The sequence below is a fragment of the Actinoplanes sp. CA-030573 genome, assembly GCF_050951115.1.
Taxonomy (GTDB): domain Bacteria; phylum Actinomycetota; class Actinomycetes; order Mycobacteriales; family Micromonosporaceae; genus Actinoplanes.
Window position 1 is genome coordinate 9,878,967 of sequence record NZ_CP192038.1, and the last position, 26,171, is coordinate 9,905,137.

Sequence of the window (26,171 nt, forward strand, 5' to 3'; positions counted from 1 at the left end):
ACCCTCCCTTCCGCGCCGTCCATCGGTATAGTGGCCCGGTCCCAGGCACTCGTGGCGGTGCGTAATCTTTTCCGGATGCGGGAGGACGTAGGCGACGTGACGACAAGCCTGCATCGCCCGGTTACCGACAGCAGCCGGAGAAAGCCCGTGCCGTACGACAGCTTCGAGTGGCAGCAGGAGCAGCCGCCGAGCAACGGCGTACCCCGGTCGGCCTGGAACCGGACGCACAAGCGTCTGTCGCGCTGGCATCGGCCGTACACGCTGGCCCTGGTCCTGCTCGACCTTCTCTCGGTGCTGCTGGCGTCCTATCTGACCACCTCTTCGCTGGAGAAGGCCAAGACCGGCTTCCGTAACCGGGACTGGCTTTTCCTGCACGACGCTCAGCTTTTCTACTTCTTCGCGTACGTGGTTCTGCCGCTCGGATGGCTGATCCTGCTCTGGGCCAACGGCACCTACGACCGCCGCTACCTGGGCCTGGGCAGCGAAGAGTTCAAGCGGATCGTGCGCTGCTCGGTCACCGTGGTCGCCTGTGTGTCGCTGCTGGCGTTCGCCACCAAGACCCAGCTCTCCCGCGGCACGGTCGCCCTGGTCTCGCTGAGCGCCCTGGTCCTCCTGCTGCTCGGCCGAGTACTCGCCCGCCAGGTCCTGCACTTCGCCCGGCGCCGCACCGGCCACGGCGCGCACCGGATGATCCTGGTCGGCACGCTGCCCGAGGCCCTCGAGGTCTACACGGCGGTCACCCGCAGCCCGGCCGCCGGCCTGATACCGGTCGCCATCCATCTCACCGACGGCTTCGCGGCCGCCCGCGGCATCGAGACGCCGGTTCCGGTGTACGCCTCCCGCGACGTGCTCTCGCTGGTGCGCGAGGTGGGCGCCGACACGATCGCGGTCTGCGGCTCGGCCAGCGCCGAGCCGGGCGAGCTGCGCCGGCTGGCCTGGCAGCTCGAGGGCACCGGCGTCGACCTGGTGGTCGCGCCCCAGCTCACCGACATCGCCGGCCCGCGCGTGCACATCCGCCCGATCGAGGGCCTGCCGCTGCTGCACGTCGAGGAACCGACGCTCTCCGGCCCCGGCTGGCTGGTGAAGAACCTGCTCGACCGGGTGGCCGCCGGCCTCGGCCTGCTCATCCTCAGCCCGTTCCTGCTGTTCATCGCGATCGGCATCCGCCTGTCCGACCCGGGCCCGGTCTTCTTCCGCCAGCCGCGCGTCGGTCACGAGGGCCGCACGTTCCGGGTCTGGAAGTTCCGCACGATGTACGTGGACGCCGAGGAGCGCAAGGCCACGCTCGAGGAGCTCAACGAGTCCGACGGCATGATGTTCAAGATGAAGGAGGATCCCCGGATCTTCTCCTTCGGCAGCAAGCTGCGCGCCACCTCGATGGACGAGCTGCCCCAGCTGATCAACGTGCTGAAGGGCGAGATGTCGCTGGTCGGCCCCCGCCCGCTGCCCGCCGAGGACGGCGACTACCTGGGCGACGTCCGCCGCCGCCTGCTGGTGCGGCCGGGCATGACCGGTTTGTGGCAGGTCTCCGGCCGGTCCGATCTCTCCTGGGACGAGGCCGTACGCCTGGACCTCTACTACGTCGACAACTGGTCCTTGACGTACGACCTCGGGATCCTGTGGCGCACGATCTGGGTCGTGCTCAAGCGCAAGGGCGCCTACTAGCGCCCTACTATCTGCGCATGGCCGGACAGGTGGGCAGCGCGCTGGCGGTGATCGCCGTGCTCGCCGCCCTGGCCGCGGCCGTCGTGGCCGTCGTGCGGCTGCGCGCCCGCCGCGGCATCGCGACCGCCATGCAGCGGGCCACCTACGACGTGCTGCACACCGCCGCGCTCGCCGCCGAGCCGCTGCGGGCCGGGCTCACCACCGCCACCGCCGGCAAGGCCGTCCGGCACCTGCGTTCGCTGGTCGGCGCGGTCGGGCTGACCATCGACGACGGGACGCGTTCGCTGGCGTTCGACGGGCGCGGCAGCCACCACGGCGAGCAGTTCACGGCCGCGGCCAAGCGGGCGCTCGCCACCCATCGCTCGGTCGTGCTCACCCCCGCCGACCTGCCCTGCGACCGGGTCGACTGCGTGGTGCGCGGCGCCGTGGTCTCGCCGCTGTCCGGCCCCGACGGCCGGGCTACGGCCGCGCTGGTGGCGGTGGCCGACGACCAGCCCGCGCCCGGCCTCGTGCAGGCCACCGCCGAGGCGGCGCGCTGGGCCGGCTCGCAGATCGCGCTGGCCGAGCTCGACACGTCCCGCGAGCGCCTGGCCCGGGCCGAGGTGCGAGCCCTGCGCGCCCAGATCAGCCCGCACTTCATCTACAACGCGCTCACCGCGATCGCCTCGTTCGTGCGCACCGACCCCGAGCGCGCCCGCGAGCTGATCCTCGAGTTCGCCGAGTTCACCCGCTACTCGTTCCGGGCGCACGGCGAGTTCACCACGCTGGCCGAGGAGCTGCGCTCGATCGACCGCTACCTGACCATCGAGCGGGCCCGCTTCGGCGACCGTCTCCAGGTACGCCTGCAGATCGCCCCCGAGGTCCTGCCCGTCGGCCTGCCCTTTCTCTGCCTGCAGCCCCTGGTCGAGAACGCCGTCCGGCACGGCCTGTCGCGCAAGCCGGGCGTGGGTATGGTGAGCATCGAAGCTCGTGACGCCGGGGCCGAGTGCCACATCACGGTCGAGGACGACGGCGTGGGGATGGACCCGGCGGTGTTCGCCCCCGGCCGCCCCGAGACCGACGACGGCCAGCACGTCGGCCTCACCAACGTGGACGAGCGCCTGCGGTCGGTCTTCGGCGACCACTTCGGGCTGGTGGTGGACACCGCGCCCGGCGCGGGGACGAAGGTGAGCATGCGGGTGCCGAAATTCCATCCCGGGGTACGAGCGTGACCCTGGTCGTGCTGGCGGTGGACGACGAGCCGCCGGCCCTCGACGAGCTGGCCTACCTGCTGAACGCGGACGGCCGGGTGGCGCACGTGCACCGGGCCGGCGACGCCACCGAGGCCCTGCGCGTGCTGCGCGACACCGAGGTCGACGCCGTCTTCCTGGACATTCGCATGCCCGGCCTGGACGGCATGGAGCTGGCCCGCATCCTGCGGCGTTTCGCCCGCCCGCCGGCGATCGTCTTCGTGACCGCGTACGACGACGGCGCCGTCGACGCCTTCGACCTGGGCGTCACCGACTACGTCCGCAAGCCCGTCCGGGCCGAGCGCCTGGGCGAGTCCCTGCGCCGGGTGGCCGGCTCCCGGGTGGCCGCGTCTTTCACCCCGTCCATGCCCGCCGGCTCGGCGCCGCCCCCGGCCGACGAGCTCACCATCCCGGTCGAGCTGGCCGGCACGACCCGCATGCTGCCCCGCTCGTCGGTCCGCTGGGTGGAGGCCCAGGGCGACTACGCCCGCCTGCACACCGCCGACGCGTCCCACCTGGTCCGCGTCTCCTTGGCAACGTTGGCCGACCGCTGGGCCGATGCCGGTTTCGTCCGCATTCATCGCTCCTACCTGGTGCAGATCAGGTTGATCGCCGAGCTGCGCCTGACCGGCTCGGGTTACGTGGTGGCGGTGGACGGGGTGGAGTTGCCGGTCAGCCGCCGGCACACGCGGGAGCTGAAGGACAAGCTGATCAGGGCCGCAAAGCACGATTGGACCCGCTGAGGGGTCGTCGCCCTTGATGCCCGACGCGGCCGGCCCGCGCGGCAACCAGGCGACCCGCGCGGCACTCACCGCACTGCCGCGCCGCACTCACCCCACCGCCGCGCCGCACTCAGCCCACCGCCGCGCCGCACTCACCCCACCGCCGCGCCGCACCCACCCCACCGCCGCGCCCGACTTACCGCACCGCCGCGCCGCACGGCCCGAGCTCCGCGCCGCACTGGCCCGCTCGCCGCGCCGCGCTCGCGGCTGACGGCCGCCGCATCCGCTTTCAAGCCGGCTACTCAGCCCAGCCACACATCGTCACGCCGCCGCCCAGGCCACCAAGCCGGGCCAGCCGTCGGCACACCGCGGGTCACTCAACCCGGCCGTCCGTCGGCACACCGCCGGCCACCAGACCGGGCGAGCCTTCGTCACACCGCCCGGCCACTCATCCCGGCCGCCGAGGGTCGCAGCGCCCGGCGGCACGCACGCGCGGGGCTAGCAAGGCGCGGGGCCGGCGCGGGGCGCGGGGCGGGCGCGGGGGGCGGGACGCGGGGGGCGGGACGCGGGTGCGGGGGCGGGGCGCGGGCGCGGGGCGGGACGCGGGCGCGGGGGCCGGGCGCGGGCGCGGGGCGGGACGCAGGCGCGGGGGGCCGGGCGCGGGACGCGGGCGCGGGGCGGGACGCGAAGCACAAACCCCCGGCGAGGCGGGCGCCCTACCGAACCCCACCCCGGCACTGGGTGGGGCGAGAATACGGCCCCGGTACGACGTTCTCCACACCGTTGTCCACAAGCTCGCCGAGTTCTCCACAGAGTTATCCACAGGGTCGGCATCTACACAGCTTGTTCACAAACTCACCGCCGGCTCTGCACGGGTGATCTTTAGGCTCCTCGCCGGAAGGCTGGCCGGTGAGTCACGGGGGCGCACCGGCCGCGCCTTGCCACCGCCCGGTTCAATGCGATGACCGAGCATCCGCGCGTATAGGTAAGCAGAGCAAAAGGCAGACGGAGGCGAGCATGGAGACGGCCGAACGGCGGGTGCTCGTCGTCGAGGACGAGCGGACCATCGCCGATGCGGTGGCGGCTCGGCTGCGGGCCGAGGGCTTCGCGGTGGAGATCGCCGGCGACGGGCCGGGCGCGGTGGCGGCGGCCCGGCGCACCCCGCCCGACCTGATCGTGCTCGACGTCATGCTGCCGGGGTTCGACGGGCTCGAGGTGTGCCGACGGATTCAGGCGGAGCGACCGGTGCCGATCCTGATGCTCACCGCCCGCGACGACGAGACCGACCTGCTGGTGGGGCTGGCGGTGGGCGCGGACGACTACATGGTCAAGCCGTTCTCGATGCGCGAGCTGGCGGCCCGGGTGCACGCGCTGCTGCGGCGGGCGGCCAAGAGCGCACCGGCGCCGAAGGGGCCCGCGACGCTGCGGTTCGGAGACCTGGAGATCAATCAAGCGGAGCGCAGAGTGCTGCGGGCCGGGGTCGAGGCGCACCTCACGCCGACCGAGTTCGACCTGCTCGTGCATCTGGCGGCGCACCCGCGGACGGTCCTGCCGCGGGAGCGGCTGCTGGCCGACGTGTGGGGCTGGGCCGACGCGTCGGGCACCCGCACCGTGGACAGCCACATCAAGGGTCTGCGGCGCAAGCTCGGGCCGGACCTCATCCGTACGGTGCACGGGGTCGGTTATGCCCTGGAGGTCGAGCGATGATCAGGTTACCGAGGCCGCTCGATCCGGTGCGGTCGATCAAAATCAAGATCGGGATGATCCTGATCGGGGCGGGCGCGGCCGGCATGGCCTGGTTCACGCTGTGGCTGGGCTGGTTCCCGGTCTGGACCTCGGTCACCGCGATCGTCGTCGCGCTGACCACGCTGCAGTTTCTCGCGCACGGCATGACCTCGCCGCTGCGGGAGATGACGGCGGCGGCCAAGGCGATGGCGCAGGGCGACTACACCCGCCGGGTGCGCGCCACCTCGCAGGATGAGGTGGGCCAGCTCGCCGAGGCGTTCAACCAGATGGCCGCCGACCTCGCGGCGGCGGACCAGCAGCGGCGCGAGCTCATCGCGAATGTCTCCCATGAGCTGCGTACGCCGATCACCGCGCTGCAGGGCCTGCTGGAGAACCTGGTCGACGGCGTCGCCGAGCCCGACCCCGAGATGCTGCAGACCGCGCTGACCCAGACCGAGCGCCTCGGTCGCCTGGTCACCGAGCTGCTCGACCTCTCCCGGGTCGAGGCCGGCGTGATCCCGCTGACCCGCACCCCGATCGACGTGCCCGCCTTCCTCGACGAGGTGGTCCGCGAGGCGCAGGTGAACGCGGCCGGCGCCGGCCGCGACGTGCGCTTCGAGGTGTCCACCCCGCCGGCCGTGATGATGGTGCCCGGCGACCGGGAGCGCCTGCACCAGGTCTTCGCCAACCTGCTCGACAACGCGGCCCGGCACAGCCCGCCCGGGGGCACCGTGCTGGTGCGCGCCGAGCGCCGCGACGACCACCTGCTGCTCGCCGTCGCCGACGAGGGCGCCGGCATCCCGGAGGCGGAGCGCAACCGGGTCTTCGAGCGGTTCACCCGAGGGGAGCGGGCCGGCGGCGGGACCGGGCTTGGCCTGGCCATCGCCCGCTGGGTGGTGCAGCTGCACCACGGCACGATCGCCGTCGTCGACCCCGACCGCACTCACCGCGGCTGCCACATCCACGTCACCCTGCCGACCGCTTAGAACGCACCGCAAAACGCACCGGAACGAGCCCGAGCAAAGCCCGGGCTGCTCAACGCTGCCCGAAATATGGAGGTAAATCGTTATGACGGTGACAACCAAGCCGCCAGGCTATCCGCCGGCGATCCACGGACCCTGGCCGTCCGACTCGCCCTGGGGACGGCACTGGTCGGGAGCCAGCCGCCCGGCCACCACCGCCACGATCCTCGCCATCGGGGCGGGAGCCGCGGTCGCCGCCATCAGCCTCCCGCTCGATCGGGCCGGCGTCGGCTGGCTGGTCACGGCCGTGGCCGGCACGATCGCGCTGATCTTGGCCGGCGCGGTGCCGGCCCGCCGGCCGCCGGGCGCCCCCGAACCGCTGGTCACCGCCCCGAAGAGGAACCGGAGCCCGGACCGTTACGCCTGGTCGGCCGCGACCGTGGCGCTGCTCGCGGTCGGCACCTTCCGCTCGGCCGGCTGGCTGTTCCTGCTCTGCCTCGCCACCGCCGCCCTCACCGGCACCCTCGCCCTGACCGGCGGCCACTCCCTGCGCAGCATCGCGGCCGGCGTCACGATGCCGCCGATCGCCGCGTTCCGGGCGCTGCCCTGGCTCGCTCGCGGCGCGTCCCGGCTGCGCAGGCCGGCCGAAGCCGCCGCCAACGTACGGGTCGCGGCCACCGTGGCGGTCTCGATCGCGCTGCTCACCGTCTTCGGCGCCCTCTTCGCCTCGGCCGACGCCGCGTTCGCCGACGCGCTGTCCCGGTTGAGCCCGAGCGTCAGCGCCGGGGCCACCGCCCGCTGGATCTTCGTCTTCGTGGTGGCCGTCCTCGCCCTCGGCGGCGCCGCGTTCCTGCGAGCCGGCCCACCCGATTTGTCCGGATTGGACACCACCGAGGGCCGCAAGGTCAGCCGCTTCGAATGGGCGCTCCCGCTGGGCCTGCTCGTGCTGCTGTTCGCCGGCTTCGTGGCGGTGCAACTGGCCGTTCTGTTCGGCGGCAACCGGCACGTGCTCGAGACCGACGGCCTGACCTACGCCGAGTACGCCCGCAGCGGCTTCTGGCAGCTCTGTTTCGTCACCGCGCTCACCCTGGTGGTGCTGGCCGGCGCGGCCCGCTGGGCGCCCCGGACGACGCCCGCCGACCGCCGCACGATCCGTGTCGTCCTCGGCGCCCTGGCCGTCCTGACGCTGGTCATCGTGGCCTCGGCGCTGCACCGGATCACCCTGTACGCCGACACCTACGGCCTGACCCGGCTGCGGCTGCTGGTCGCCTGCTGCGAGGCCTGGTTCGGCCTGGTGCTGCTGCTGGTGCTGGTCGCCGGCATCCGGATGCGGGCCGCCTGGCTGCCGCGCGTCGCGATCGCCGCGGGGGTGCTCGCGCTGCTCGGCCTGGCGGCCGCCAATCCCGACCGGCTGATCGCCGAGCACAACGTCCGGCAGGACCACAACCTCGACCTCGCCTACCTCGGCTCGCTCTCGCCGGACGCGGTGCCGGGGCTGGCCGGCCTCGACCCCGCCCGCCGCGAGTGCGTGCTCGGCCACATCGACCTCTGGCTCTCCGAGCACCCGGACGACTGGCGGAGCTGGAACCTCGGCCGGGAGCGGGCCCGCACGATCATCGCCCGCGATCTATCGGGTCCGGGGTGGTTCTGCCCTTGACATCTACGCCCCGACCGTAAGACTCCGGGCATGGAGGAGCAGTCGCCGCGGCGTACGCGGGTGGTGCTGGGCGAGATCGCCGCCCAGCGCCGCCCCACCGACCGCAGCCACGCCGACCTCGCGGAACAGACGCCGGTGGGCGAGGCGCTGGTGAAAGGCCTGGTCCGGGCTCAGCTCGCGCTCGCCCTGCGGCTGGCGCTGGTGGTGGTGACCGGGCTCGGCGCGCTGCCGCTGCTGTTCGTGGGCGCGCCCGCGGTCGGCACGGTCAAGCTCCTCGGCGTCAACCTGCCCTGGCTGCTGCTCGGCGTCGCCGCCTTCCCGTTCCTGGTCGGCGTGGGCTGGGCCTACGTGCGCTGGGCCGAACGCAACGAGCAGGACTTCATCGCGCTGATCCGGAAGCCGGAGCAGTGAATCCGTACGTCGTGCCGGGTCTGGTCCTGGTCGTGCTGGTGACCGTCGGCATCGGCGCCTACGGCCTCCGGTTCGCCCGCACCACCTCCGACTTCCTGGTCGCCTCGCGCTCGGTGAGCCCCTCCTGGAACGCGGCGGCGATCAGCGGCGAATATCTCTCGGCGGCCTCGTTCCTCGGGGTGGCGGGGCTGATCCTGCGGTACGGGGTCGACGTGCTCTGGTATCCGGTCGGCTTTGCGGCCGGATATCTCGCGCTGTTGCTGTTCGTGGCCGCGCCCCTGCGCCGGTCCGGGGCGTTCACCCTGCCCGACTTCTGCCAGGTACGCCTACGCTCGACCACGCTGCGGCGGCTGGCCAGCGTCTTCGTCGTCTTCATCGGCTGCCTCTACCTGGTGCCGCAGCTGCAGGGGGCGGGACTGACCTTCACCACGGTCACCGGCGGCTCGTACGTGTGGGGAGCGCTCCTGGTCGGCGTGGTGGTGACCGCCAACGTGGCCCTCGGCGGGATGCGCGCGATCACGTTCGTCCAGGCCTTCCAGTACTGGCTCAAGCTCACGGCCCTCGCCGTACCGGTGATCTTCCTGGTCCTGCAGTGGCAGTCGGACGGGCGACCGTCGGTCACCCCGCCCGCCGGCGCCGTCTTCCCGGCCGCCACCGCCGTGGTGATCGAGCAGGACGCGGTCGTCGACGGCGAACCGGTCCAAAAGGGACAGGAGCTGCACTACGACCAGGGCGACCCAGTGCCCACGGTCAGCACCGTCGACGCGCACTTCGGGACGGACTGGCTGCTGCCCGGCGGCGATCGAAGCCTCTTCGCCACCTATTCGCTGATTTTGGCCACGTTCCTGGGCACGATGGGCCTACCCCACGTGCTCGTGCGCTTCTACACCAATCCCGACGGCGCCTCGGCCCGGCGTACGACCCTGGTCGTGCTCGCCCTGGTCGGCCTGTTCTATCTGCTGCCCACCCTCTACGGCGTGCTCGGCCGGGTCTACACCCCGCAACTGCTGATGACCGGTCGCACCGACGCCGTCGTCCTCACCCTGCCCGAGGCCGCGCTCGGCGGCGGCCACCTCGGCCGGCTGCTCGGCGCGCTGGTCACCGCGGGCGCGCTCGCCGCCTTCCTCTCCACCTCGTCCGGCCTGCTCACCAGCGTGGCCGGCGTGGTCTTCACCGACGTGCTGCACGCCGGGCGCACCGGCTCGGTCCGCGACTTCCGGGTGGCCACGCTGCTGGCCGCGATCGTGCCGGTCACGCTCTCGCTCTACGTCTCGGGCATGGACGTGTCCCGGGTGGTCGGGCTCGCCTTCGCGGTCGCCGCGTCGAGCTTCTGCCCGCTGCTCGTGCTCGGCATCTGGTGGCGGCGCCTCACCGACGTAGGCGCGGCCGCCGGCATCCTGATCGGCGGCGGCGCGGCGATGGCGGCCGTGCTGATCACCGTGCTCGGCCCACCGCTGAGCGGGTGGCCGGCCCAGCTCATCGGGCAGCCGGCCGCCTGGACCGTGCCGCTCGCGTTCCTCGTGATGATCGTCGGCTCGCTGCTGACCGGCCGCCGGGTGCCGCACGACGTCGGCGCGACGATGCTGCGGCTGCACGCGCCGGAGTCGTTGCGCATTTAAGGATGTTTAAGGTGCGACCCCCGATCTCCGTCGGTGCTGCCCCCCGTATCGATGGGCAGCCACCGAGCAAAGGAGCGGGCCATGAGGCGGTACCGGCGTAACGCGATGTCCGGGCGTACGAGGAAGCTGGCGATCGGCGGAGTCGCGCTGGCGATCGCCGGCGGGGCGTTCGCGATCAGCACCGGGGTGAGCAGCGCCGGCGAGAACTGCGTCGGCCTCGACCAGGCGCTGCGGCAGAACCTTCAGTTCATCGCCGGGCAGCGGGCCAACCCGGACGCGCTCTCCGACGCGCGCATCCAGAACCGGCAGGCCGTGGTCGACCTGATCAACCAGCGTCGCCAGGTCGCGGGCTGCACCGCCGACGTGGCGGGCGAGGTCCCCGGAGCGGCCGCGCCGGCCGCACCGGCGAAGCCGGCCAAGCCGGCCAAGCCGGCGAATCCCCCGAAGACGACCACGCCGGCCAAGCCGCCGGCCACCACGGCACCGGCGAACAACGCGGGAACGGGGGCGGGCGAGGTCGTCTGCAAGGGCTCGACGGTCACGCTTTCCGGCGAGGGCGGCGCGCCGTTCGCGTCGAGCGGCACCTTCCCGCTGGGCACGACCCTCAAGGTCACGAACCTGGACAACAACAAGAGCATCACGGTCAAGGTCGAGACCACGTCGGGCAGTTGCGTGCTGCTCAACAACGCGGCCTTCGAGCAGGTCCGGGAGCCGGGCAAGTTCCTGATCCGGCGCGCCGTCATCGAACGGGTGGGCTGAGGGGAGGCCCGGGCCACACCTGTTCGAGGTGGTCCGGGCCCGCTAACTTGATGGTCATGACGGTGCCGGCGCAGCGAACGGATGAGCAGGTCGCGGCCATGTCGCTGCGCGGCCTGGTCAAGCACTTCGATACCAAGCTCGCCGTCTCGGGCGTCAGCCTCGAGGTGCCGGCCGGCTCCTTCTACGGCCTCCTCGGCCCCAACGGGGCGGGCAAGACCACGACGCTCTCCATGGCCGTCGGCCTCCTGCGGCCCGATCAGGGCCGGGCTTTCCTGCTGGGGTACGACGTGTGGGCCGATCCCGCGGCGGCGAAGGCGCGACTGGGCGTGCTGCCCGACGGCGTGCGCCTGTTCGACCGGCTCACCGGGCCCGAGCTGCTGGCGTACCACGGCCTGCTGCGCGGCATGGACCAGGCGACGGTCGACCAGCGCGCCCGCGAGCTGCTCGACGTGCTCGAGCTCGGCGCCGGCAACCGCACCCTGGTCGTCGACTACTCGGCCGGCATGAAGAAGAAGATCGGTCTTGCCTGCGCGCTGCTGCACGCCCCGCGCCTGCTCGTGCTGGACGAGCCGTTCGAGGCCGTCGACCCGGTCTCGGCCGCCCTCATCCGCGACATCCTCCAGCGGTTCGTGGCCGGCGGCGGCGCCGTGGTCTTCTCCAGTCACGTGATGGAGGTCGTCGAGCGGCTCTGCGACCACGTCGCGATCATGTCGGACGGCGTGGTCCGGCTGCACGGCACGCTCGCCCAGGTCCGCGGCGACCGTTCGCTCGAGGACGTGTTCGTCCAGGTCGTCGGCGGCCGGGTCGCCACCGGCTCGGAACTGGCCTGGCTGTGACGGCCCAGCCCGGAGTCTGGCCGTTCGTCCGGCTCAAGTTGCGGCTGACCGCCAACGGCCTGCGCGGCCGGCCCGCCCGCATCACGCTCTTCGTCCTCGGCGTGCTCGCGGCCGGGTTCTTCGCCATCACCGGCTACGCGATCTTCGCGATCCCGGGCGTGGCCGGCAGCGAGCGGGCGGCCGGGCTGCTGCTGCCGCTGGGCGGCGCCGCCCTGGTGATCGGCTGGCTGTTCCTCCCGCTGATCTTCTTCGGCGTCGACGAGTCGCTCGACCCGGCTCGCTTCGCGCTGCTCCCGCTGCGCCGCCGCACGCTGATCACCGGCCTGTCGATCGCGGCGCTGGCCGGCCTGCCCGCGCTGGCCACGCTCGCCGCCACGGCCGGCATGGTCGACACCGCGGCCCGGCTCGGCGGACCCGGGGCGGCCGTCGCCCAGCTCGCCGGGGTGCTGCTCGGCCTGATCCTGTGTGTGGCCGTCAGCCGCTCGGTGACCAGCGCGTTCGCCACCGCCCTGCGCTCGCGCCGGTCCCGTGACCTGGCCGCCGTCGCGCTCGCCCTGATCGCCGCCGCGGTCGGCCCGCTGCAGCTGGCGGCCCTGGCCGGCGCCGAGCGCGCCGACTGGGACACGTTCGCCACGATCGCCGACGTGATCGGCTGGACGCCGCTCGGATCGCCGTACTCGATGGGGCTCGACGTCGTCGAGGGCCGCGCCTGGGCGGTGCCGCTGAAGCTGCTGATCAGCGCGGCCGCGGTCGGTGGCCTGCTCTGGTGGTGGAGCACGACGCTGGAGAGCGCGATGCTCGGCGCCGCCTCCGAGGGCGGCCGCCGCGGCGGCGCGACCGACCGCAGCCCGGTCGACCTGCTGCTGTTCCGGCGCCTGCCGCGCACCCGGTTCGGCGCGCTGGTGGCCCGCGAGGTCCGTTACTGGTGGCGGGAGACCCGGCGCCGGGCCAGCCTGATCACGTTCTCGATGGCCGGGCTGTTCCTGCCGGTCAGCCTCACGATCAGCGCCGGGTCGCCGGGCAGCATGGTGATCTTCGTCGGGTCGCTGGCCGCGATCGCGCTGGCCAACCAGTTCGGCTTCGACGGCAGCGCCTACGCCGCGAACATCACGGCCGGCGTGCCGGGCCGGGTCGAGGTGCACTCGCGGGCCGCGGCGCATGCCATCTACACGCTGCCGCTGCTGTTCACGATCGCCGTGCTGGTCGGTGCGCTCTCGGCGAACCCGGGCCGGGTTCCCAGCACGTTCGGGCTGCTGGTCGCGGCGTACGGCGTCGGTCTCGGTCTGGTTTTGCCGTTGTCGATCCGCGCCGCCTACGCCTTGCCGAACTCGTCGAACCCGTTCGCGATGTCCTCCGGCGGCGGCCCGGCCAAGGGTCTGCTGGCGCTCGCGGTGCTGGTCGGCGCCGTGGTCATCAGCCTGCCGCTGCAGATCATCGCGCTGGTGGCGAGCTCGGTGTGGCTGTGGATCGGGCTGCCGGTGGGCATCGCGTACGCCGCGGCCGCCTACCTGATCGGCTCCGGTGTCGCGGCCGACCTCCTCGATCGCCGGATGCCGGAGCTGCTGGCCGCCGTGACCCCGGCCCGCTAACCGCGCGCGCCCTTCGTCATGTCCAGGATGCACACCGGATTGCCGAACGGGTCGCCCAGCACCGCGCACCACCCGATCGCGATCTCGAAGGGCCGCTCGAGCACCTCCGATCCCCAGCCGGCCACCGCCGCGCGGACGTCATCGACGAGATAGCCGACACCGCGACCGGCCGGCAGTGGAAAGGTGTGCAGCACGATCTCGGCGTCGGTCTCCGGCATGCCGAGCCCGGCCGAGGTCCCGTCCCGCCACATCTCCCGCAGCCCCAGGGTCCGCGTGTAGAAGCCGATCCCGGCCGTCAGGTCATCGACATGGACCATCACGCAGTCGATCTTCCGGAGCACCGGACTCACCGCCCCTTCCGCAGGCCGTCCTGGCGGACGAAGATGACCCGCCGCTCGATCGCGTCGCCGGACGGGCCGAGCACGTAACCGTCGATCCACAACCATCCGTCATAGGTACGGCGCGGGTCGACCCGGATGACGCGGAAGGTCAAGGCACGATCGCCCTGGAACTGGACGCTCGCGGCACCTCCCACGTGGAGGACGTCGCCGGGTTGCGGCAACGGCTCAGCCATCCGCGTCCCTTCGCATGCCACCGAGTACGGGCCCGGCTACGGAACGGGATCGGATCGCACAAGCCGGGTAACCCGAAAGGCGACAATGATCCGGTGACAGCTGACCCGGCCGGCGGCCGCATCCACTCGACCGATCCGTTCGCCACCCCGCAGGAGGAGCGCTCCCCGATCCGGCGGCTCCGCGGCCGGCTCGCCGCGCCGGTCACGCTCTGGACGGCGCCCGGACCGCGGGGACTGACCGTGTCGTCGATGCTCGTCGCCGACGGTGAGCCGGGCCGGGTGCTCGGGCTGATCGACGAGGAGAGCGATCTCTGGGAGGCGCTGTCCGAATCGGGCCGCTTTGCGGTGACGCCCCTGTCCCCGGCCGACCGGCAGCTCGCCGACCGGTTCGCCGGCCTGATGCCGGCGCCCGGCGGCCCGTTCGCCATCGGCGACTGGACCGCCACCGATTACGGCCCGGTCCCGGCGGCGGCCGGCACGTGGGCCGGTTGCCGGCTCGAGAGCAGCCGGGAGTGCGGATGGGCGCTGCTGGTCGAGGGCGTCGTCGAGACCATCGCGGTGCTGACGGACCCGGCGCCGCTCGTCCACTATCGAGGGCGCTACCGCGAGCTCCACGGCTGACCGCCGGCCCACTCGGCGCAGTCAGACCGCCACTCGGCGCAGGGTCCGACCGGGCCTCGCCACGGCGGCTGAGGGCTTCGTACGTTGCCCGAAAGTCCGCCCGCCCCCACGAAGGTGGTGAATCCCGGTGACGACAGAAGTGCCTTCCGAGTCCTCCACCGAGAGATACCAGGCCGTCCAGAAGTCCGAGGACTTCCAGCGGCTGCGCACGAAGGTACGCCGGTTCATCTTCCCGATGACGGTCGCTTTCTTCCTCTGGTACCTGCTCTACGTGCTGCTCTCGGCGTACGCCCGGGGCTTCATGAGCACGAAGGTCGTCGGCAACATCAACGTTGCCCTGATCTTCGGCCTGCTGCAGTTCGCCTCGACATTCCTGATCGCCTGGTACTACTCCCGCTACGCCGGCCGGGAGCTCGACCCGATCGCCGACAGCATCCGCCACAAGATGGAAGAGGGCGAGGAGTGATGGAGAGCCACCTGTTCGCCGCGGAGGCGACCGCGTCGTCCTCCCGCGGCCTGACCATCACGCTGTTCCTGCTCTTCGTGGCCATCACGCTGGGCATCACGATCTGGGCCAGCCGGCAGACCAAGACCGCCACCGACTTCTACGCCGGCGGCCGGCAGTTCTCCGGTTTCCAGAACGGCATGGCGATCGGTGGCGACTACATGTCGGCGGCGTCCTTCCTGGGCATCGCCGGCCTGATCGCGCTGTTCGGCTACGACGGCTTCCTCTACTCGATCGGCTTCCTGGTCGCCTGGCTGGTGGCCCTGCTGCTGGTGGCCGAGTACCTGCGCAACTCGGGCCGCTACACGATGGCCGACGTGCTGGCGTTCCGGATGCGTCAGCGCCCGGTGCGGTCGGCCGCCAGCATCTCCACCGTGGTGGTCTCGATCTTCTACCTGATCGCCCAGATGGTCGGCGCCGGCGCCCTGGTCTCGCTGCTGCTCGGCATCAAGCCGGGCACCACGTTCCTGGGCATGGACGCCGACACCGCCAAGGTCGCCACCATCATCCTGGTCGGCGCCCTGATGATCGTCTACGTGGTCGTCGGCGGCATGAAGGGCACCACCTACGTGCAGATCGTCAAGGCGTTCATGCTGATGATCGGCGCGCTGGTGATGACGTTCCTGGTGCTGTGGCACTACAAGTTCAACCTGTCGAACCTGCTCGGCGACGCCGCGACGCAATCGGGCAAGGGCTCGGCGTTCCTCGAACCAGGCTTGCGGTACGGGGTGGAGAAAGCGACCGCCGCGGAGACCTTCTACAGCAAGATGGACCTGGTCTCGCTCGGCATCGCGCTGGTGCTCGGCACGGCCGGCCTGCCGCACATCCTGACCCGGTTCTACACGGTCCCGACCAGCAAGATCGCTCGCAAGAGCGTGCTCTGGGCGATCGGCATCATCGGCGTCTTCTACCTGTTCACCCTGGCCCTGGGCTTCGGCGCGGCGGCCCTGGTCGGCGGCAAGGCGATCACCGCGCAGGACAAGGCGGGCAACACGGCGGCGCCGCAGCTGGCCCAGGCGCTCGGCATCGACTACTTCGGCGGCGACACCGGCGGCTCGATCCTGCTGGCGATCATCGCGGCGGTCGCGTTCGCCACGATCCTGGCGGTGGTGGCCGGCCTGACGCTGGCGTCGTCGTCGAGCGTGGCGCACGACTTCTACGCCAACGTGATCAAGCGGGGCACCGCCAGTGAGCGGGACGAGGTCCGGGTCGCCCGGATCTCCGCCCTGGTCATCGGTGCCGTCGCGATCGCGCTGTCGATCTTCGCGCAGAGCCTGAACGTGGCGTTCCTGGTGGCGCTGGCGTTCGCCGTGGCCGCCTCGGGCAACCTGCCGGCCATCCTCTACAGCCTGTTCTGGCGGCGGTTCAACACCTCCGGCGCGGTCTGGGCCATCTACGGCGGCCTGATCAGCGCCGTGGTGCTGGTCTTCTTCTCGCCGGTCGTCTCGGGCAGCCCCACGGCGATGTTCCCGGAGCACGACTGGCACTGGTTCCCGCTCAACAACCCGGGCATCATCTCGATCCCGATCGGCTTCCTCTGCGGCTGGATCGGCACGGTGATCTCGAAGGAGGACGACACCGAGAAGTACGCCGAGCTCGAGGTCCGCTCGCTGACCGGCTACGGCGCACACTGAGTCGGGTCCGGGGGCCGCCCGCCGCGGTCCCCGGACTCCCCCCTTTGTGCCGAAGGGGTGTCGATAACCAGGCACGACCGGTACGGATACGTAACCTGGGTTCCATGTCTACGACCGTCGGACGAGCCTCGATTCCGCAGCCTTCACACGATGACCGGCCGGGAAACGGTGACCGCCCGGGCAAGACCTACAAGCCCCGGCTCCGGCCGCGGTGGGGCCGCATCGCGCTGCTGGCCGGCCTGGCCGTGCTGATCATCGCGACGATCGTCGGCATCTCGCTCTACGGGTACGCGAGCAACCTCGACCAGGACCTCAAGCGGACCGACGCGTTCTCGCAGCTCACCGGCGACCGGCCGGCCGCGGCCACCGGCGGAGCGCAGAACATCCTGTTGGTCGGCAGCGACTCGCGCGACCCGGACGCCAAGGAGGACCAGGCCAACGCCTGGCGGGCGGACACGCTGATCCTCATGCACATCCCGGCCGACCACAAGACGGCCCAGCTGATCTCGATCCCACGGGATCTGTGGGTGGTCGTGCCCAAGACCAACAGCGCCGCGTGCGGCGACGGCAGCCGGGCCAAGATCAACGCGTCGTTCGCGTTCGGCGGCCTGCCCCGCGCGGTGCACACGGTCGAGTGCCTCACCGACGTCCGCGTCGACCACGTCATGGCGATCGACTTCGGCGGCTTCAAGGAGGTCACCGACGCGATCGGTGGCGTCGACCTCTACGTCGACCAGACCATCACGTCGATCCACAAGCCGCACCGGGTCTTCACCAAGGGCATGATGCACATGAACGGTGAGCAGGCCCTGGACTGGGTGCGCCAGCGCAAGCAGTTCCCCCGCGGCGACTTCGCCCGCATGCAGCACCAGCAGGAGTTCCTCAAGGCCGTGATGGACAAGGCGGCGAGCGGCGGCGTGCTGGCCAACCCGGGCAAGCTCAACGGCTTCCTCAAGTCGGTCACCAAGGCGGTCACCGTCGACCAGGACTTCTCGCTCAGCGACATGATGAAGTTCAAGGACATTCGCGGTAAGGACCTGACCTTCATCACCAGCCCGAACAAGGGCAGCGAGACCATCGCCGGCCAGTCGGTCGTGGTCTCCGACCGGGAGAAGGCGCTCGCGCTCTACCAGGCGGTCGCCGCCGACAAGATGGCGGCGTGGATGTCCGCGAACCTCAAGAAGTGACACCAGTAGGCTATTGGCCGTGTTCGGACCACAAGTTCCCAGCGTGACCCCCGCCGACGTCAAAGCCGACGCCTACCTGCTGGACGTGCGCGAGCCCGACGAGTGGGCGGCCGGTCACGCCCCCGGGGCCCACCACCTGCCGATGATGGAGATCCCGGCCCGGATGGCCGAGGTGCCGACCGACGTCGAGGTCGTCGTGGTCTGCCGCTCCGGCGGCCGCTCCGGCCAGGTCGTCTCCTACCTGATGGGCAACGGCTGGGACAACGTGCGCAACCTGGACGGCGGCATGCGGTCCTGGGACGCGGCCGGCCGTGACATGGTCAGTGAGAACGGTCAGCAAGCGCAGGTGCTGTGAGCGACTACCGCCCGCTCGTCTTCGCCCATCGCGGTGGCGCGGACGCCCTTCCCGAGCACACGCTCGGCGCCTACCTGCGCGCTCTCGAGGAGGGCGCGGACGGTCTCGAGTGCGACGTGCGGCTGACCCGCGACGGTCACCTGGTGTGCGTGCACGACCGCAACCTCAACCGTACGACGAACGGCCGTGGCCTGGTCAGCCGCAAGACTCTGGCCCAGCTCGACACCCTGAACTACGGCTCCTGGCACCCGGGTTACCCGGCCGACGAGGAGCTGCCCGACCTCGCCCGGCTGCTCACGCTCGACCGCCTGCTGGAGGCGCTGCGGGACAGCGGCCGGCCGGTGCGGCTGCTCATCGAGACCAAGCATCCGTCCCGCTACGGCGCCGAGGTCGAGCGCAAGCTGGTCGCGACGCTGCGCCGGCACAACCTCCCGAACGAGCGCGTGCACGTGACGGTGATGTCGTTCGCGGCGCTGGCCCTGCGCCGCATCCGCGCCCAGGCGCCCGGCGTCCCGACCGCCTACCTGCTGGAGATCCTGCCGCCCGGGGTCGGCCGCGGCCGGCTGCCGTTCGGCGCGCGCATCGCCGGTCCCGGGGTGGGCCTGGTGCGGGCGCGGCCCGGCCTGGTCCCCTCGATCAAGCAGGCCGGCCATCAGGTCTACGTCTGGACGGTCAACGAGCCGGCCGATCTCGAGATGGTCCTGGATCACCAGGTGGACGGCGTGATCACCGACCGGCCCAAGTTCGTGATCGACCGCCTGGCCGAGATGTGACGTCCGACACGGTACGGTGAATCGCACCAAGATCCGCAGTCAACCATCTGCCGAAAACCCCAGAAGCGAGGCAGACTCGCAGTCATGCCCGAGCGTCCCGATTACGCCGCGCTGACCCGGGGTCAGATCGCGGTCCTCGATCGGCTCAATGCCGGCGAGGCGGGGCTGCCCGTGGTGGAGCAGATCGTCCGCCTCGCCCAGGACGTGCTGGGTGGCGAGGGCGCCGGCTTCGTGGAGTACGCGTCGTCGCACGGCCGGGTGGTGGCCGCCAGCGGCGCCTGCGCCCGGGCGATCGGCCGCCGGGTCGACGTGGCCGAGGGCGCGGCGATCCCGCTCAGCGCGCTCAACGAGATCTTCGCCAAGCAGGTGGAGGACGGCGACCTGCACCGGGTGATCGGTGCCCGCTGCGAGATCGGCGACACGGTCATCGGGTCGCTGCACGTCTACCTCGGTGACGACCCCGGTGAGGGCTTCGACGCGGTTCTCGAGCTGCTCGCGGCCTATCTCGGCCGGCTCTACGCCCTCCAGCCCCGCGACCCCGACCAGGCCGACCGCCAGGAGAACCGGGACCTCTGGGTGGCGGTCACGAGCCACGAGCTGCGCACGCCGGTCACGGTCATCAAGGGCTACGCCGACACGCTGACGAACCACTGGGAGTCGCTCGGCGAGGCCGGCCGGCAGGAGGCGGTACGCGTGGTCGGCACCCGGGCCGGCGAGCTGGCCCGGCTGGTCGACCGGCTGCTGTCGGCGGTCAGCGAGGACGGCGAGATCGGCGCCTCCCCGGCCGGCCCGTTCGACCTGCCCGAGACGCTGCGGGCCGCCGTCGAGGAGCTGCCCGAGGACCTGCGGCGCCGGATCCGCGAGGGGGAGGTGCCGGCGGAGCTGCCGAAGGCGTACGGGGACAAGGACTCGATCGCGACCATCCTCACCGAGCTCGCCACCAACGCCGAGAAGAACTCCCCGCCCGGCTCGCCGATCGAGGTGTGTGCCGCCTCGGACGGCGAGACCCTGCGCTTCCGGGTCTCCGACCGCGGCGTCGGCATCCGTCCCGAGCACGTCGAGCGCGCCTTCGAGCGCTACTGGCAGGCCGAGGCCGGCGATCGGCGGCACCCGGGCGCGGGGCTCGGGCTCTACCTGGTGCGACGGCTGGTCGAGCGGCAGCAGGGCTGGGTCTCGCTGCGCCCCCGCGAGGGCGGCGGCACCACCGCCGAGGTGCGACTCCCGCGCGCCTGAGGTGCCGCGCAAAGCCACCGCCGAGGTGCGACTCCCGCGCGCCTGAGTGGCCCAACACAAAGGCCAGCGCCTAGGCTGTCGAGCCGTGAGCAAGCGCCGCAACCAACGCCAAACCGCACCGAAGCGCGAAAAGGTGCGCGACATCTTCGTCGCCCGGCCGTTCGAGGGCCTCGCCGACGAGCCGGAGTGGATCGCCCTGCGCGAGCTGGTCCCGGCCGCCTCGGCCCCGCTGACCCTGCGGCCCGAGATCATCGAGGAGTACGGCGACCGCCCGATCACGCTGTCGACCGTGCTGCCGATGGCCTGGCCGGCGATGACGCGCACGGACGGCCGGGTCTTCATCGGCCTCCAGCGGCACGTGCAGTCCGGCGACGTCTCCCGCGACCTGGCGGTGGCGATCCTCAGCGCGCTGCGCACCGAGCCCGGCGACACGGTGTCGGTCCCGGCGCTGCCCGGCGAGGGCCCGCGCCTGCAGGACGTGCTGGTCGACGGCCCGCTCGAGATCACCATGCACGACGGCTTCGAGTACTGGCTGGACGCCGACCAGGCCGAGGACCCGAACGTGAAGGCGTCACTCGAACGGGCGAACGCGTCGATCTACCCGACCGTCCGGCTGGCGGCGGGCCGGGCCGCGTACTGGTGCCGGGTCGCGCCGGACAAGGGCCACGTGCGCTGGGTCCTGGCCGAGCCCGAGGACAAGGCGCTGGACGCGCTGGCCCGCCTCTCGGCCGCCGGCGACCTGCTGCTCGGTGAGAACACGAAGTTCGCCGGCATGTTCCGCGCGCACGGCCTGCTGGTGCCGGTGTGGGACATCCCGGGCGAGCCGGAGGCGGCCGACTGGGAGGCGCCGCTCGCCGATTTCGCCAAGCGCTACGCCGACATCCTCGCCGAGACGGGTCCCCTGGACGCCGACGCCCGGCGGGCCAAGCAGGGCCTGATCGGCCGCCAACTGACGCTGCGATGAGTTTCGTGGAGCGGTTCGACTCCCCGGAGCTGGACCGCTCCCGGTGGGTGCCCTGGTACCTGCCACATTGGAGCTCCCGCGCGCAGTCGGCGGCGACGTATGAGGTGGGCGGGGGCGAGCTTCGGCTCAGCATCCCGCCCGATCAGCCGTTGTGGGCCGAGGGCGTGCACGAGACGCCGCTGCGGGTCTCCGGCATCCAGAGCGCCAACTTCTCCGGCCCGGTCGGCAGCACGGTCGGCGGTCAGCCGTTCCTCGACGATCAGCGGGTACGCGAGGAGCAGCCCGAGTTCTGGGGAATCACCCCGCTCTACGGGCACATCGAGATCCGGATGCGGGCGGTCATCACGCCGCGGTCGATGGCGGCGTTCTGGCTCTCCGGCATCGAGACCGAGCCGTCGATGTCCGGCGAGATCTGCGTGATGGAGGTCTTCGGCAGCGCGCCGCACGGCTTCGGGATGGGGCTGCACCGCTTCCGCGACCCGCGGCTGACCGAGGACTGGTCGGTGGTCGAGCTGCCGATCGACGTTTCCGAGCTGCACACGTACGCGGTGGACTGGCGCCGCGACGAGCTGGTGTTCACGGTCGACGGCTCGGCAGTCAAGCGGGTCGATCAGGCGCCCGACTACCCCGTACAGCTGCAGATCGCGGTCTTCGATTTCCCGGAGAAAGCCGACGGCGACGAGGTGCCGGTGCCGGAGTTGATCGTCAAGCACGTCGCCGTTAGCTGACAAAGGATGTCAGGTACCCCCGCCTAGCGTGCCCGGCATGGCGAACAACTTCGATTTCCTGGTCGGCAACTGGACCTCCAAGCAGCGCCGGTTGCGCGAGATCTTGGCCGGCTGCGACGAGTGGTACGAGTTCAGCGGCGTCACCCGTTGCTGGAGCGTCTTCGACGGCGGTGGCAACATCGACGAAGTCCACTTCCCGGAGCAGGGCTATACGGGACTGACCGTGCGCCTCTTCGACCCGAAGACCGAGCTGTGGTCGATCTACTGGGCCCGCAACGACACCGGCCTGGCGCTGCCGCCGACCGTGGGCCGCTTCGAGGAGGACGGCGTCGGCCGCTTCTACGACGACGAGGAGTGGAACGGCCGGCCGATCCGGGTCCGCTACCAGTGGACCGTGCCGACCGCCGACGCCTGCCGGTGGGAGCAGGCGTTCTCCACCGACCGGGGCGCGACCTGGGAGACGAACTGGACGGCCGACTTCACCCGCGCGGCGGCCTGAGGGGCGCGCGCTCGACCGGGCAGCTCATGCACCGCGGGCCGCCCCGGCCGCTGCCGAGCTCCGACCCGCTGATCCGGACCACCTCGATCCCGGCCCGCTCGAGCTGCGCGTTCGTCTCGACGTTGCGCTCGTAGGCCACGCAGAGCCGCGGGGCGATGGCGAGCGTGTTGTTGCCGTCGTCCCACTGCTCGCGCTCGGCCGTCACCGGGTCGAGGCCGGTCTCGATCGTGCGCAGCCGCTCGATGCCCATCGCCTCGGCGGCGGCCTCCAGGAACGGGCGCGGGGCCCGGGCGTGCGGCTCGCCGTCGGCGTCCGCGGTCACCGTGTACGCCATCAGGCTGTCGGCCGCGTTCGGATACATCACCACGGCGTCGACGTCGACCATCGTGCACACGGTGTCGAGGTGCATGGTCGCCCGCTCCTGGGCGATCGGCACCACCAGGATCGTGTGCGCCAGGCCCTCGGTGAAGATCCGGCGAGCCAGCCGCTCGGCGCCGGCCGGCGTGGTGCGCTCGCCGACCCCGATCGCCACCACCTCGGGCGCCAGCATCAGCACGTCACCGCCCTCGACGTGCTCCAGCGCCGGGTCGTAGAGCAGGTCGGTGCCGGCGAAGCGCGGGTGATAGCGGTAGATGGCCCGGGTCAGCGTCGTCTCCCGGGCCCGGGCCGGCATGGCCAGGCTGGTCACCGCGACCCGATCCCGGATCCACACGCTGGAGTCGCGGGTGAACAGCAGGTTGGGCAGCGGGTCGATGACGAAGTCGTGCGGGTTCATCAGCTCGTAGACGAGCCCGCCCGGCCCCGGCTTCAGCTCGCGGTGGGCCAGCCCGGACATCAGCACGTCGGCCAGGCGGCGCGGGTCCTGGTCGGCCAGGTAGCGGGCGACGCTGGCGCGCAGGGTGTCGCCCAGGCGCCGGTCGACGAGCACGGCCTCGGTCAGCTCCTCCCGCGCCTGCTCGACGGCCAGCGTCTCGGCCAGCAGGTCACCGACGTATAGCACCTCGACGCCGCGCTCCCGCAGCGCGCCGGCGAAGGCGTCGTGCTCCTCCTGGGCGCGGCCGACCCATGGAATGCCGTCGAAAAGGAGGCTGTCGTTGTTGCGGGGGGTCAGGCGGGCCAGCTCGGGGCCGGGACGGTGCAGCATGACGGTTCGGAGCGGGCTCACTTCACTGTCGACGTAGTGAACCATCTCGGTACTCCTCGCGTTCGACCGATGACGTTCTGACTAGATCATGGGACAGCGATGCACGCGAGCGAAGGTGAGGCTAACTTTGTGCTTGAAGCTGCCGAACCGGGGGAGACAGACGCCAAGATGCACCATCCGCAAGAAGTAGTGGTGCGTGAATGTCGGATTCATCCCCACTCACTCCCGCCTCTTTCACTCTGATGTCTTGCTTCCGTATGGGGGCGAGCACGTACGGTAGTGACTAGAGAGCCCTAACAGACCTTTTGCCGGAGGTCGAAAAAGTGACTGTCTTCCCGCGCCCTGCTCTGCCCGCAAAGGCGCTCACACCCGTCGACCGTCGTCCGACCGATCGCCGCACGGCGACGTCGACCGCGATCGAGCCGTCTCGTTCCAACCCCGCCGACTGGGCCCGTCGCCGCCGCGCCGAGCGTGACGCGCGCCGCGTCGAGGCCGCCGGGAGCCGCGCCCTGTCCCGGCTCGACCGCCTCGGTCCCAACTGGCACATCGTCGCGTGGCCGCACACCGACTCGCAGAGCTACTACGAGCCCGACCTCGCCGACGACCGCGCCGGCTTCCTGGCCATCGGCCCCGGCGGCGTCTACGCGGTGACCGTGGCCGACCACGGCCGCGCCCGCGTGCTGATCGCCGGGGACGTCGTGCAGATCAACGGAAAGCGTCCGCAGTACGTGGCCGAGGCGCGCCGCGAGGCCCGCCGGGCCGGCAAGGCGCTGTCCGCCGCGGTCGGTCTGACCGTGCCGGTCACCCCCGTGCTCACGTTCGTGGGCTCCGGCGTGATCAGCGTGCACGGGCTGCCCAAGGAGGTCCTGGTCGCGACGGACAAGGAGCTCGACCGCCTGCTGATCGCGGGTGGCGCGCGCATCTCGCCGGCCACCGCGAGCAAGCTCTCCGCCGTCGCCAACCACGCCGGTACCTGGGCCAACGCACCCTATCGCCCGACCGGGGACTACCGGTGGCACCCCGACGGACAAACGGCCGCTGACAAGCGGACGGCACGCCGGTAACGTTCCTCCCGGTGTAGTCGACGGGTCGCCGCCGCTGATGCGGCGGCGTTCCCCGTCGTTCCTACCGGAGCGAGGAGGACCGGGTGGCACACGTCGAGCTCTCCCTGTCGGGAGCGTTCGTGCCCCAGGCGCGGACACCGGCCGAGGCCGAGTTCGTGCCGAGTGTCGACCGATGGACATCCACGGTTGCCGCGGCGGCCGAGCCCTGCCTGGTGATCGACACGTCCACCACCATCCTGGCCGTATCGGTCGCCTGCTGCGAGCTGTTCGGCCTGGGCAAGCCGGTCGAGGTCACCGGGCGGTCGCTGGGCGAGGCCATGCGCCTGATCGACTTCACGGCGAGCGCGGCCGAGCTCGACGGGTCGGACGTGGAGAAGATCCCGCCGCTGCTGGCGATCCGCAGCGAGCGCCTGGCCCGTGGCTTGCTGCGGGTGGTGCCGGGCCCGGGTGAGCCGCCGCTGACCGTCGACGCGATCACCACGCCGCTGCTGGAGGGCGACCGGGTGGCCGGATCGCTGACGTTCTTCTCCCCGGTGCGCTGACGATTTCGTACGTGTGGCGTTTGCCGCACCTTCCGGGGTTGGGCAAGGGCTGATCTCGAACCGTAGTCTGCCCTCATGCTCGATCTAGATCTGCTACCGGAGGAGTACGCGGTGTGCCGGCTGCCGGCCGGTTCACCGATCCCGGCTTCGCTGGCCGCGGGCCCGGACGAGAAGGGCGTCATCTCGCTGAGCTGGGCCCCCGACGAACTGTCGATCATCTGCCCGGCCGACCGGGTGCCGGACGACGCCGTGGCCGACACCGCCTGGCGTTGCCTGCGCGTGGTCGGTCCGCTCGACCTGGCGCTGACCGGGCTGCTGGCCTCGCTGATCAATCCGCTGGCGGAGGCTCGCGTGAACATCGTGACGTTCTCGACCTATACGACGGACTACCTGCTGGTGCCGGCCGTGCGGCTGAGCGAGGCGGTCGACACCCTCGAGGCCGCCGGGCATCGCATCGCCTCCTGACCGGGACGCGCCTACCATGTCCCGCGTGTCCCCCCGCACACACCTCATCCCCCTGAGCGTCCTCTCCGGCGCCCTGGTGGTGGCCCTCGCGGCCTGCGGCGAGCCGCCACAGGCGCTGCCCAAGTCGCCGCCGCTGCCCAGCCCGAGCGCGGCGCCGCTCTCGCTGCCCGCGTCCCCACCCGGGGGGCCGGCGCTCGGCGTGCCGACCGCCGGCGCCACGCAGACGCTGCCCACGCTCGGCATCACCCCGACGCTGCCGGCCTATCCCAACGGCTACCCGAACAACGTTCCGGGCTACCCGGTCCATCCGACGACCACGCCGACCCACGGGACCGGGCCCGCCACCGTGTCCCCCACGCCGACCCCGTCGCACGCCGCCAAATGCACCGGCTCCCCGACCGCCGCCCAGATCATCACGCTGCTCAAGGGCGACAAGGGCATGCCGGACAAGCCCCTGCGCGTGGCCGACGGCCCCTTCTGCCAGTCGGACTGGTCGTTCGCCACGCTCGAGGTCGTCGGCGAGAGCGAGGACCAGACCGAGCCGCTGATGGTGGTGGCCACCGGCAAGGATGCGACGCTGAAGAAGGTCGCGGCCGGCTCCGAGGTGTGCCTCAACAAGGTGGTGGCCAACGCGCCGGCCGGCATCCGGGTGCTGGCCTGCGGATCGTGAGCGACACCCAGGGCCCGTCCGGCCGGAGAGGCCCTAGAC

At 71.8% G+C, this 26,171-nt stretch carries 28 protein-coding genes; 25 read left to right on the forward strand and 3 right to left on the reverse strand.

Annotation, left to right across the window (positions count from 1 at the left end; translation table 11 throughout):
* Positions 1-75: 75 nt before the first annotated feature.
* The 11 genes from ACQP2F_RS45880 to ACQP2F_RS45930 all read left to right on the forward strand — a co-directional run bounded on the left by ACQP2F_RS45880 (position 76) and on the right by ACQP2F_RS45930 (position 13,174).
* Complete coding sequence (locus ACQP2F_RS45880) at positions 76-1,665, forward strand: sugar transferase (protein WP_433299324.1); 1,590 nt, start codon at positions 76-78, stop codon at positions 1,663-1,665.
* Between the two features lie 17 nt (positions 1,666-1,682).
* Positions 1,683-2,876 (forward strand): sensor histidine kinase, encoded by a 1,194-nt coding sequence (locus tag ACQP2F_RS45885; protein WP_433299326.1) that lies wholly within the window; start codon positions 1,683-1,685, stop codon positions 2,874-2,876.
* The gene (locus ACQP2F_RS45890) at positions 2,873-3,637 is read left to right on the forward strand and encodes a LytR/AlgR family response regulator transcription factor (protein ID WP_433299328.1); all 765 of its coding nucleotides are present in this window, start codon (positions 2,873-2,875) and stop codon (positions 3,635-3,637) included. The genes ACQP2F_RS45885 and ACQP2F_RS45890 overlap by 4 nt, the downstream gene beginning before the upstream one ends.
* A 996-nt stretch (positions 3,638-4,633) precedes the next feature.
* Complete coding sequence (locus ACQP2F_RS45895) at positions 4,634-5,323, forward strand: response regulator transcription factor (protein ID WP_433299330.1); 690 nt, start codon at positions 4,634-4,636, stop codon at positions 5,321-5,323.
* The gene (locus ACQP2F_RS45900) at positions 5,320-6,327 is read left to right on the forward strand and encodes an ATP-binding protein (protein WP_433299332.1); all 1,008 of its coding nucleotides are present in this window, start codon (positions 5,320-5,322) and stop codon (positions 6,325-6,327) included. The genes ACQP2F_RS45895 and ACQP2F_RS45900 overlap by 4 nt, the downstream gene beginning before the upstream one ends.
* 82 nt (positions 6,328-6,409) lie before the next feature.
* Positions 6,410-7,960 (forward strand): DUF4153 domain-containing protein, encoded by a 1,551-nt coding sequence (locus tag ACQP2F_RS45905; protein WP_433299334.1) that lies wholly within the window; start codon positions 6,410-6,412, stop codon positions 7,958-7,960.
* A gap of 30 nt (positions 7,961-7,990) precedes the next feature.
* Positions 7,991-8,371, forward strand: a complete 381-nt coding sequence (locus tag ACQP2F_RS45910; RefSeq protein WP_433299336.1) for a hypothetical protein — start codon at positions 7,991-7,993, stop codon at positions 8,369-8,371.
* Positions 8,368-9,990, forward strand: coding sequence for a cation acetate symporter (locus ACQP2F_RS45915; RefSeq protein WP_433299338.1), 1,623 nt, complete (start codon positions 8,368-8,370; stop codon positions 9,988-9,990). The genes ACQP2F_RS45910 and ACQP2F_RS45915 overlap by 4 nt, the downstream gene beginning before the upstream one ends.
* Positions 9,991-10,071: 81 nt before the next feature.
* The gene (locus ACQP2F_RS45920) at positions 10,072-10,749 is read left to right on the forward strand and encodes a hypothetical protein (protein ID WP_433299340.1); all 678 of its coding nucleotides are present in this window, start codon (positions 10,072-10,074) and stop codon (positions 10,747-10,749) included.
* Positions 10,750-10,805: 56 nt separating this feature from the next.
* On the forward strand, positions 10,806-11,585 hold the full coding sequence (locus tag ACQP2F_RS45925) for an ABC transporter ATP-binding protein (RefSeq protein WP_433299342.1): 780 nt from the start codon (positions 10,806-10,808) through the stop codon (positions 11,583-11,585).
* Entirely contained in the window at positions 11,582-13,174 is a 1,593-nt protein-coding gene (locus tag ACQP2F_RS45930) for an ABC transporter permease (RefSeq protein ID WP_433299344.1), read from the forward strand. Before ACQP2F_RS45925 ends, ACQP2F_RS45930 begins: the two co-directional genes overlap by 4 nt.
* Here the strand turns inward: ACQP2F_RS45930 and ACQP2F_RS45935 are convergent.
* Complete coding sequence (locus ACQP2F_RS45935) at positions 13,171-13,515, reverse strand: VOC family protein (RefSeq protein ID WP_433299346.1); 345 nt, start codon at positions 13,513-13,515, stop codon at positions 13,171-13,173. The two genes, ACQP2F_RS45930 and ACQP2F_RS45935, sit on opposite strands and share 4 nt — an antisense overlap.
* Positions 13,516-13,520: 5 nt before the next feature.
* The gene (locus ACQP2F_RS45940) at positions 13,521-13,748 is read right to left on the reverse strand and encodes a hypothetical protein (RefSeq protein WP_433299348.1); all 228 of its coding nucleotides are present in this window, start codon (positions 13,746-13,748) and stop codon (positions 13,521-13,523) included.
* Between the two features lie 93 nt (positions 13,749-13,841).
* Here ACQP2F_RS45940 and ACQP2F_RS45945 point away from each other — a divergent pair, with 93 nt between their 5' ends.
* From ACQP2F_RS45945 to ACQP2F_RS45990, 10 genes are all read left to right on the forward strand, one after another.
* Positions 13,842-14,369 (forward strand): flavin reductase family protein, encoded by a 528-nt coding sequence (locus ACQP2F_RS45945; RefSeq protein ID WP_433299350.1) that lies wholly within the window; start codon positions 13,842-13,844, stop codon positions 14,367-14,369.
* A gap of 127 nt (positions 14,370-14,496) precedes the next feature.
* Positions 14,497-14,835, forward strand: coding sequence for a DUF485 domain-containing protein (locus tag ACQP2F_RS45950; RefSeq protein WP_433299352.1), 339 nt, complete (start codon positions 14,497-14,499; stop codon positions 14,833-14,835).
* Positions 14,835-16,508, forward strand: a complete 1,674-nt coding sequence (locus ACQP2F_RS45955) for a solute symporter family protein (protein WP_433299354.1) — start codon at positions 14,835-14,837, stop codon at positions 16,506-16,508. Before ACQP2F_RS45950 ends, ACQP2F_RS45955 begins: the two co-directional genes overlap by 1 nt.
* 104 nt (positions 16,509-16,612) lie before the next feature.
* On the forward strand, positions 16,613-17,695 hold the full coding sequence (locus ACQP2F_RS45960; RefSeq protein ID WP_433299356.1) for an LCP family protein: 1,083 nt from the start codon (positions 16,613-16,615) through the stop codon (positions 17,693-17,695).
* Positions 17,696-17,714: 19 nt separating this feature from the next.
* Positions 17,715-18,050, forward strand: coding sequence for a rhodanese-like domain-containing protein (locus tag ACQP2F_RS45965; RefSeq protein ID WP_433299358.1), 336 nt, complete (start codon positions 17,715-17,717; stop codon positions 18,048-18,050).
* Entirely contained in the window at positions 18,047-18,823 is a 777-nt protein-coding gene (locus ACQP2F_RS45970; RefSeq protein WP_433299359.1) for a glycerophosphodiester phosphodiesterase, read from the forward strand. The genes ACQP2F_RS45965 and ACQP2F_RS45970 overlap by 4 nt, the downstream gene beginning before the upstream one ends.
* Before the next feature lie 84 nt (positions 18,824-18,907).
* A complete protein-coding gene (locus tag ACQP2F_RS45975) occupies positions 18,908-20,056 on the forward strand; it encodes a sensor histidine kinase (protein WP_433299361.1) in 1,149 nt (382 codons plus the stop codon).
* An 85-nt stretch (positions 20,057-20,141) separates the two neighbouring features.
* Positions 20,142-21,020 (forward strand): DUF5926 family protein, encoded by an 879-nt coding sequence (locus tag ACQP2F_RS45980; RefSeq protein ID WP_433299363.1) that lies wholly within the window; start codon positions 20,142-20,144, stop codon positions 21,018-21,020.
* The gene (locus ACQP2F_RS45985; RefSeq protein ID WP_433299365.1) at positions 21,017-21,748 is read left to right on the forward strand and encodes a glycoside hydrolase family 16 protein; all 732 of its coding nucleotides are present in this window, start codon (positions 21,017-21,019) and stop codon (positions 21,746-21,748) included. The genes ACQP2F_RS45980 and ACQP2F_RS45985 overlap by 4 nt, the downstream gene beginning before the upstream one ends.
* Positions 21,749-21,785: 37 nt before the next feature.
* The gene (locus ACQP2F_RS45990; protein WP_433299367.1) at positions 21,786-22,247 is read left to right on the forward strand and encodes a hypothetical protein; all 462 of its coding nucleotides are present in this window, start codon (positions 21,786-21,788) and stop codon (positions 22,245-22,247) included.
* Here ACQP2F_RS45990 and ACQP2F_RS45995 read toward each other — a convergent pair.
* The gene (locus tag ACQP2F_RS45995) at positions 22,228-23,436 is read right to left on the reverse strand and encodes an arginine deiminase (protein ID WP_433299369.1); all 1,209 of its coding nucleotides are present in this window, start codon (positions 23,434-23,436) and stop codon (positions 22,228-22,230) included. The two genes, ACQP2F_RS45990 and ACQP2F_RS45995, sit on opposite strands and share 20 nt — an antisense overlap.
* A 278-nt stretch (positions 23,437-23,714) precedes the next feature.
* Between ACQP2F_RS45995 and ACQP2F_RS46000 the strand changes: the two genes are divergently transcribed.
* The 4 genes from ACQP2F_RS46000 (at position 23,715) to ACQP2F_RS46015 (ending at position 26,132) form a co-directional block, all read left to right on the forward strand.
* Positions 23,715-24,455, forward strand: a complete 741-nt coding sequence (locus ACQP2F_RS46000) for a hypothetical protein (RefSeq protein WP_433299371.1) — start codon at positions 23,715-23,717, stop codon at positions 24,453-24,455.
* An 83-nt stretch (positions 24,456-24,538) separates the two neighbouring features.
* Complete coding sequence (locus tag ACQP2F_RS46005) at positions 24,539-24,997, forward strand: hypothetical protein (RefSeq protein ID WP_433299373.1); 459 nt, start codon at positions 24,539-24,541, stop codon at positions 24,995-24,997.
* A 75-nt stretch (positions 24,998-25,072) separates the two neighbouring features.
* Positions 25,073-25,462, forward strand: coding sequence for an ACT domain-containing protein (locus ACQP2F_RS46010; RefSeq protein ID WP_433299375.1), 390 nt, complete (start codon positions 25,073-25,075; stop codon positions 25,460-25,462).
* 25 nt (positions 25,463-25,487) lie between these two features.
* On the forward strand, positions 25,488-26,132 hold the full coding sequence (locus tag ACQP2F_RS46015; protein WP_433299377.1) for a hypothetical protein: 645 nt from the start codon (positions 25,488-25,490) through the stop codon (positions 26,130-26,132).
* The last annotated feature ends 39 nt before the right edge of the window (positions 26,133-26,171 follow it).